The organism is Ruegeria sp. SCP11, from assembly GCF_040329455.1.
Classification (GTDB): Bacteria; Pseudomonadota; Alphaproteobacteria; order Rhodobacterales; family Rhodobacteraceae; genus Ruegeria; species Ruegeria atlantica_E.
In genome coordinates this window covers 157,265-165,055 of sequence record NZ_JBDZYG010000012.1, presented here as the reverse complement: position 1 = coordinate 165,055, position 7,791 = coordinate 157,265, and the positions used below count along the sequence as shown (strand labels likewise).

The window sequence follows — 7,791 nt, the reverse complement described above, 5'->3', positions numbered from 1 at the left end:
GGTGAGGTTGGGGTCTGCAGCGACGGCATTGCCGCCGGTGTCGAAGACTTCATCGGTGAGCAGGGCGACTGTATAGGCGCCGCTGTCCGCCAGGTCCCAGCTGCCGCCGGGCGCCGCGACGGTATAGGTGGCGGTGCGCGGGGTGCCGTCGCTGTTGGTGTCGAGGGACACGCCGGTGACCGCGAGCGGCCCGGCCGGACCGGAGACGGTGATGTCGCCGGTGTCGATGCTGGAGGCGTCCACCGCGATGTTGTCGGCGAAGGTCACGGTGATCTGCGTGTCGGGATTGCCGGTATCGGCCGCATCGATGGTCGGGGCACTTGCGGATTGCACCACCGGGGCGGTGGTGTCTGTGGCTGCGCCGGTAAATTGGAAATCTAAGTAGTCTGTTCGAAGGGGCTCGCTGCCATCTTGGAAACCAGCGATTTTAATCACATCGCCATTGGTCAAATAAAAATTGCCAATATTGCGTTCAACAAGTGACGACTGATCGGCATAAACTCCACCGGCGTCCATGTCCCAAATGAAGTCGTCAATTAAATCTTCATTTAGGTACATCCTCAGTGTTGATTGACCATCAGCTTCGTCAAAATAGCCAAGGCTTAAGTCGTAAAACCCGGTCGATCCCGTGAATGTAAAGGAGGCAACCTGTTCATCACTTCCAGATGCCTGCAGGTATTGGTCATTTGACGCCTGACCATTGCTTTTGATCGTAAATCCGCTTTCGATCTGGAATGTCTCTGCTTCCACTCTGAAAGGCGGTAGAGGTTCATCTGGAACGCCTACGGAGAAGCCGGTGAGGTTGGGGTCCGCATCCACGGCATTGCCGCCGGTGTCGAAGACTTCATCGGTGAGCAGGGCGACGGTATAGGCGCCATTGTCGAAAAAGTCCCAGCTGCCGCCGGGGGCTGCGACGGTATAGGTGGCGGTGCGCGGGGTACCGTCGCTGTTGGTGTCGAGGGACACGCCGGTGACCGCGAGCGGTCCGGCCGGACCGGTGACGGTGATGTCGCCGCTGTCGATGCTGGAGGCGTCGACGGCGATGTTATCGGCGAAGGTCACGGTGATCTGCGTGTCGGGATTGCCGGTATCGGCCGCATCGATGGCCGGGGCACTGGCGGACTGCACCACCGGGGCGATGACGTCTGTGGTGTCGACAGTGAAACCGGTGAGGTTGGGGTCCGCATCCACGGCATTGCCGCCGGTATCAAAGACTTCATCGGTGATCAGGGCGACGGTATAGGCACCGCTGTCCGCCAGGTCCCAGCTGCCGCCGGGGGCTGCGACGGTATAGGTGGCGGTGCGCGGGGTGCCGTCGCTGTTGCTGTCGAGGGACACGCCGGTGACCGCGAGCGGCCCGGCCGGACCGGTGACGGTGATGTCGCCGGTGTCGATGCTGGAGGCGTCCACCGCGATGTTGTCGGCGAAGGTCACGGTGATCTGCGTGTCGGGATTGCCGGTATCTGCGGCATCGATGGCCGGCGCACTGGCGGACTGCACCACCGGAGCGGTGGTGTCTGCAATGTCGACGGTGAAGCCGGTGAGGCTTGGATCTGCGGCGACGGCATTGCCGCCGGTGTCGAAGACTTCATCGGTGAGCAGGGCAACGGTATAGGCACCGCTGTCCGCCAGGTCCCAGCTGCCGCCGGGCGCTGCGACGGTATAGGTGGCGGTGCGCGGGGTGCCGTCGCCGTTGGTGTCGAGGGACACGCCGGTGACCGCGAGCGGCCCGGCCGGACCGGTGACGGTGATGTCGCCGGTGTCGATGCTGGAGGCGTCCACCGCGATGTTATCGGCGAAGGTCACGGTGATCTGTGTGTCGGGGTCGCTGGACTGAGGCGGGCCGATGTTTTGTGAAAAAGCTGAAACTGCTACGGGAGCGAGTACATCATCCCTGACGATCAACCCATTGATATAGTCTTCTATATTCGAGATTCCGTTACCGTTTACATCGCCGTGGGCATCAAAATCGTCGGGGTCTGAACCAGCGAACACTTCGTAGTTGTCTGGAACACCGTCGTCGTCGCGGTCACTCGGTGCAGGTGGGTTGGGTACGTTATCGTAACCGCCAACTTCGCTGGGTGAGTCAATGATGCTGCCGGTCCCATCGATTACCGACTGGATGATCCTTGCGTCAATCGTACCCGGCAGAGGATTTCTTGCGCCAGCAATGGCCAGCACATAATCCATAACTTCGGAAGAGGGCAGTGCAGTGACACCGCTGGGTACAAACAGCAGGTTCTCAGAGATTTCGGAGACAGCATCACCGTCGACTTCTGCAATGTTGTCCTCTAGGTAGTAGGCCGCGCCTTCTTCCAGCGAACCCAGTTCAATTGCTGCGTTTGTAGATGAACTCGGTCCGGCAATGTAGACGTTTCCGATGACATGTGCGGTCGAGTATGTTCGTCCCTCAAACCCAAATGTGCCGTAGTTATAAATCAAGTTGTTGATGAACTCGACCTGGGTCGAATCCACGACAGCCGCGTTCCTGAATTCGTTGTGAGCAAACAGGTTTCCATAAACGGTCACGTTGGAGCTATCGTCGCCGATCAGCACGCCCATCGAATGGTCGCCCTTTGAATGGAGCGAGGATTTTAGTGCTTCCGAGAAAATGTTGTTCGAGAGAGTAATGTTTTGGGAGCCGTACCAGACCGTGACCAATTCATCGATTGACCAACTGAAAGAATTGCTGTCGATCACGACGTTTTCGACCTGAACCAAACTGCTGCCGATCGAAATGCCGTCTCTGTTATCGGGATCTTCACCTTCTCCGTCACCCGGACGGAAATGGAGGCCGCGTACAATAACGTCACTTTCTACTATTCTTAGCCTAGCTCCGGAGATAGTGACGCCTTCGGGCGATGTTTGGCCAGCTATTGTTACATCGCCATTGACCTCGATAGCATCTTGAAGATTAATCTGGCCGCTAACCTCGAAGACGACAATACGTGGACCTTCTAGTTCTTCCAGGGCCCATCGGAGAGTGCCGGGTCCAGAATCGGCGAGACTTGTCACTTTGACGATCTGCCCTCCGCGGCCGCCGTCTGCCTCAGCACCGAAACCCAGTGCTCCATCAAAGGCATAGCCGTCCTGTGAAAGACCATTGACCATCAGAAAACCCGTTATTGACTTGGTGGTAACCCCCCCGGGTAGAAGCAATTTGTTCGTCAGTTGAACAAAGGAACGTCAAAATGGAGACGAATTTGCATAAGTATCTACGGGCGCACTATCGCAATTTTCCGCGAAAATTTCCAGTATCAAACTTTCCGACGATTATACGATACAAAAACTGTACAGTGATCGGCTTATCGAAATCTTCCCATTTGTGGCGTAGCAAGCCCGTTGGATTTAGGTAATTTCATGGTGTCGAAACGCAAAATTTTTCTAGCCCGATAAAGAGAATGGCAATCTCGATTAGCCTATCGCAATCCTGTACTTAGCAGCTACAAATAGAATTGAAATTTTGGCGACGCAGGCTCTAAGAGTAGCAATCAACAGGTTTAATTGGCGACCGAGAAAAAGCGAGCCTCCTGCCAGAAAATACCGGTAAAGGTGTTTCTCATCCGATGAGGACGGAACCTCTCAAAGCGACCGTGTCCTTCGTATTGGAAGGGCGCCTGTTTTCCGCATCTTAAATGACAGGCAAGAATCATTTCCACTCAAGCAAGTAACGCCCTGAAATTTTCCATTACAGGAATGAGATCTGCTAATTTAAACGAGACTCTTCTAGGAACGCAGACTTACATACGGTTGTTTTTTGGGGATGGTGCGCGCTTTGACGCTTTTTTAAAAAAAGAGCGCCCAAGGGCGCTCGTCGTTTCGAAATTCCCTAGTGACTTAGCCACCCCAGCTGCGGACTTCTCCGCAATCCATGTGGACAAAGTTTGAGCGGGAGTATTTGCCAACACCGCCTGCGCGGCAGGACATGGCTGCTTTGGCCATCTGCGACACAGAACGCGACGACAGGCGCAAGTCAGCCGCTTGGCCTTTCATGTGCAGCGAGTTCTTGGCAACCCGGCGGGAACGGGACCGCAGCATCGCGTTGGTTTGCGGCGAACGATAGCCGGACAGCAGCATGTAGGGTTCATTCACATCCAGAAGGTTGTGCGATGCCGCCATGATGTCGATGGTGCGCAGGTCCATGTCTTTGACCTGATCGGTCCGCCAGTCGCGCATGAAGTGGTTCACTTCCTTCACCGCGTCTTTGATGTATTTTCCGTCGACCCAATAGATCATGTCGATCCGTTCGCCAGTGCGACCGGAATACATGCGGATACGACGAATGTCTCCGCCACCGCGAAGAAACCCTGCTGCGTTGGAATAAGTCGGTGCCGCCACAACTGCCGTAGCCGCAAATGCGCCCAATAGGGCACGACGGGTTAACCCCGAGGTACTGCTCATCGTCATTTTAGTTTCGTCCCGTACTGTTCCTGCCTGCGCACGATGTTACGCGCGCGTTCTTAATTTTTTCCCATCCCAGATGCGGGAGTTATGACACAGAGGCGAAAGTCAGCCAAGAAGTCTTTCAAAATCACCTTTTCAAGGGGGAATTTTCGGCAGTTTTTTGCGCAGGTGACGCAAATATGTATAATCTTGAGGCATTTGGCGGCGTAATCCCGCCGGGCGATGCAAAGACGCATCAGGCGTCGAAAGATGCGCGTCGGTGATACATTTGTGAATAGACAAGTCACACTGGGCGCAATCATATTAGTTCGACGCGCTGGTTTGCGGCGTAAAAACTATGAATAATCAAGGCCATCCCATGTTCTCAGGCATTCGAACGCGTACTGGTATTATCTTCACCGCATGTTTCCTGGCGTCGGCTGCAATCGCCAATACGGAACCTCGGTCGACGACGGCGTTTCAGATGGCGGTGGCGGAGTTTGCGCCGTCAGGGTCGGGGATCGCTGAATTTTACCGCGAGAATGGATTTAAACCTGTTTGGGTTGGGGAAACTCCGCAACACGCCGCGCGACGCTCGCAGTTAATCCGAGCGCTTGCCAAAGTGGATATGCACGGTTTGCCTCAGGGCACTTACAGCGTTCAAACCTTGTTGGATCGCATGAAAGAGGCCCGCACGACGCGTGATCTTGGCGCTATCGAAATCCAGCTAAGTCGTGCGTTTGTGGAGTACGCGCGCAGCCTCCAGTCCGGAGCGTTACGCCCATCCACGATTGACGATGGCTTGGTGCGGAAGGTGGAGCGTAGCTCTGCCAAAGACCATCTGACGAATCTGATTTCGGCCGGAGACGGTAACTATTTCGATCAGCTCATTCCACAATCCACCCAGTACCGTGCGCTTATGAAGCAGAAGCTGGTACTGGAGCAGTTGGTTCATCAAGGCGGTTGGGGCCCTACGGTTCCAGTGGACAAGTTGGAATATGGCGATACTGGCCCTAACGTCATCAAACTGCGGAACCGTTTGGTTTCCATGGGATATCTGCGGCCAACGGCCAGCCCGGAATTTGATCAGACGCTATTGGCCGCCGTTCAAGCATTTCAAACCGATCACGGATTGGCTGCGGATGGGGTGGCCGGGCAAGGCACGATCACCGAACTGAACCGCAGCGCTTCGGATCGCCTAAAGTCCGTCTATGTCGCTTTGGAGCGGGAGCGCTGGTTGCCGCGCGAGCGCGGCGAGCGGCATATTCTAGTGAACCAGGCTGACTTCTCGGCCAAGATCGTCGACGATGGTTCGGTCACGTTTGAAACGCGTGCAGTGATCGGCAAAAACACACATGACCGCCGCAGCCCAGAATTCTCTGATGAGATGGAGCATATGGTCATCAACCCCAGTTGGTATGTCCCTCGTTCGATCATTACCAAGGAATATCTGCCCAAGTTGAAGTCCAACCCAAACGCAGTTGGTCATATCCAGATTACCGATCGCAGCGGACGGCAGATCAACCGCGGCGCTGTGGATTTCAATCAGTTCAACGCTAGGAATTTTCCGTTCGCCATGCGGCAACCGCCCAGCAAGAGTAATGCTTTGGGGCTGGTGAAGTTCATGTTCCCCAACCAGTACAACATCTATCTGCATGATACGCCGCACAAAAACCTGTTTGCCCGTGAGGTCCGTGCCTTCTCTCACGGGTGCATCCGCTTGGCCGATCCGTTTGAGTTCGCCTATGCGCTGCTCGCCAAGCAGGAGGAAGATCCGAAGGCGTTCTTCCACCGAGTACTCGCAACCGGTAAGGAAACGACAGTACCTCTAGAGCAGCACGTGCCAGTCCACCTGATTTACCGAACAGCCTATATTGGGCCGAAAGGGCAGGTTCAGTATCGACGCGATGTCTATGAGCGGGACGGAAAAATCTGGGAGGCCTTGCAGAAAGCAGGGGTGGCCCTGCCGGACGTTCAAGGGTAATCAGCTGGGCAGGTCCTTAATCCGGGAAGCCCGACATGCACTATTCCATTCAGCAAATCGCCGACGCTATCGGAGCGGAAAGTCAGGGTGACACAAGCCTTGTCATCGAGCGCGCCGCGGAACCGTCGGACGCTACTGCGTCGGACTTGGCGATGGCGATGTCGCCGAAATATGCTGAAGCGCTGAGCGGTGGCTCAGCTAAGGCCGCCGTGTTGTGGGAAGGTGCCGATTGGCAAGCACTGGGCTTAACAGCCGCAATTTTTGTGCCTCGACCGCGCATGGCGATGGCTGGGATAACGGCGATGCTGGATCGCGGGCAGGGGGTGGAGCCGGGTATTCACTCTTCGGCCGTGATTGATCCAACAGCGGAAATCGGCGAAGGCGCAGCGATTGGACCGTTGACCGTTATTGGTGCGCGCGTTCGTATCGGAAAAAGCGCGGTGATCGGACCGCATTGTGTGATCGGGATGGACGCAGTTCTGGGCGATAACGCCACCCTGCGAGAGATGGTGAGCATCGGTGCCCGGGCGCAGATCGGGGATCGTTTCATAGCCCAACCGGGCGCGCGCATTGGGGGGGACGGGTTCAGCTTTGTCACGCCCGAGGTTTCGGGGGTCGAAAACGTCCGCAAGACTATGGGCGATCAGGGCGATGCCCGTGCGCAAAGCTGGCTACGCATCCACTCTTTGGGCGCGGTTGAGATTGGCGACGACGTTGAGGTCGGCGCAAATTGCACGGTTGATAACGGGACAATCCGAAATACCTGCATCGGAAACGGCTCAAAGCTGGATAATTTAGTGCATGTCGGCCACAACACCCGTGTGGGTCAGGATTGCCTGCTGTGTGGGCAAACTGGTGTTTCGGGCTCGGTCAAGATCGGCAACAACGTGGTGCTGGGCGGTCAGACCGGCGTTGTCGATAATATCTTTATCGGTGATGGCGTTATCGCGGGTGGTGGCACCAAAATCTTATCAAATGTGCCCAAGGGCCGAGTGATAATGGGCTATCCGGGCATCAAGATGGAAACCCACACTGACATCTACAAAGCGCAACGTCGTTTGCCCCGAATGGCGCGTGACGTCGAGGCGTTGAAAAAGGCGGTTTTCAAACAGCCCCCGAGCGATTAAATCATCCGCAACGGGATAATCAGAGGACCGACATGAGCATCACCGACCGCGTCATCGCAATCATTGCTGAGCAGGCCGTGCTGGAGCCTTCGGACGTCACGCCCACTAGTACACTTGAGGACCTCGGGATCGACAGCCTGGGTCTCGTCGAGAGCATCTTTGCGATCGAGGAAGAGTTCGATATCTCGGTGCCTTTCAACGCGAACGAACCCGAAGCCAGCGACTTCGATATCTCGAACGTTGCGGCGATCATTGCCGGGATCGAAAAGCTTGTGTCGGAAAAGGTCTGACATAAGA

General features: G+C 56.0%; 5 protein-coding genes. 3 read left to right on the top strand and 2 right to left on the bottom strand.

Annotation, left to right across the window (positions count from 1 at the left end; genetic code table 11):
* Together ABLN94_RS18280 and ABLN94_RS18275 are read right to left on the bottom strand one after the other, a co-directional pair.
* Positions 1-3,111 (bottom strand): right-handed parallel beta-helix repeat-containing protein (locus ABLN94_RS18280; RefSeq protein ID WP_352995070.1); only part of this gene is annotated, 3,111 nt, incomplete at its 3' end.
* A gap of 726 nt (positions 3,112-3,837) precedes the next feature.
* Positions 3,838-4,407, bottom strand: coding sequence for a YcbK family protein (locus tag ABLN94_RS18275; RefSeq protein WP_170496758.1), 570 nt, complete (start codon positions 4,405-4,407; stop codon positions 3,838-3,840).
* A gap of 334 nt (positions 4,408-4,741) precedes the next feature.
* Here ABLN94_RS18275 and ABLN94_RS18270 point away from each other — a divergent pair, with 334 nt between their 5' ends.
* From ABLN94_RS18270 to ABLN94_RS18260, 3 genes are read left to right on the top strand one after another with little or no spacing between them, the layout of a single operon-like run.
* Positions 4,742-6,367, top strand: coding sequence for a L,D-transpeptidase family protein (locus tag ABLN94_RS18270; protein ID WP_352995067.1), 1,626 nt, complete (start codon positions 4,742-4,744; stop codon positions 6,365-6,367).
* A 35-nt stretch (positions 6,368-6,402) separates the two neighbouring features.
* Positions 6,403-7,494 carry a UDP-3-O-(3-hydroxymyristoyl)glucosamine N-acyltransferase gene (gene lpxD, locus ABLN94_RS18265; protein WP_352995065.1) on the top strand — a complete coding sequence of 364 codons (1,092 nt, stop codon included), beginning with the start codon at positions 6,403-6,405 and terminating at the stop codon, positions 7,492-7,494.
* A gap of 32 nt (positions 7,495-7,526) precedes the next feature.
* The gene (locus ABLN94_RS18260) at positions 7,527-7,784 is read left to right on the top strand and encodes an acyl carrier protein (protein WP_170496755.1); all 258 of its coding nucleotides are present in this window, start codon (positions 7,527-7,529) and stop codon (positions 7,782-7,784) included.
* The last annotated feature ends 7 nt before the right edge of the window (positions 7,785-7,791 follow it).

Coding starts and splice junctions, on each gene's coding strand:
- ABLN94_RS18275 (WP_170496758.1), bottom strand. CDS start 4,407: ATGACGATGAGCAGTACCTCGGGGTTAACCCGTCGTGCCCTATTGGGC.
- ABLN94_RS18270 (WP_352995067.1), top strand. CDS start 4,742: ATGAATAATCAAGGCCATCCCATGTTCTCAGGCATTCGAACGCGTACT.
- lpxD (WP_352995065.1), top strand. CDS start 6,403: ATGCACTATTCCATTCAGCAAATCGCCGACGCTATCGGAGCGGAAAGT.
- ABLN94_RS18260 (WP_170496755.1), top strand. CDS start 7,527: ATGAGCATCACCGACCGCGTCATCGCAATCATTGCTGAGCAGGCCGTG.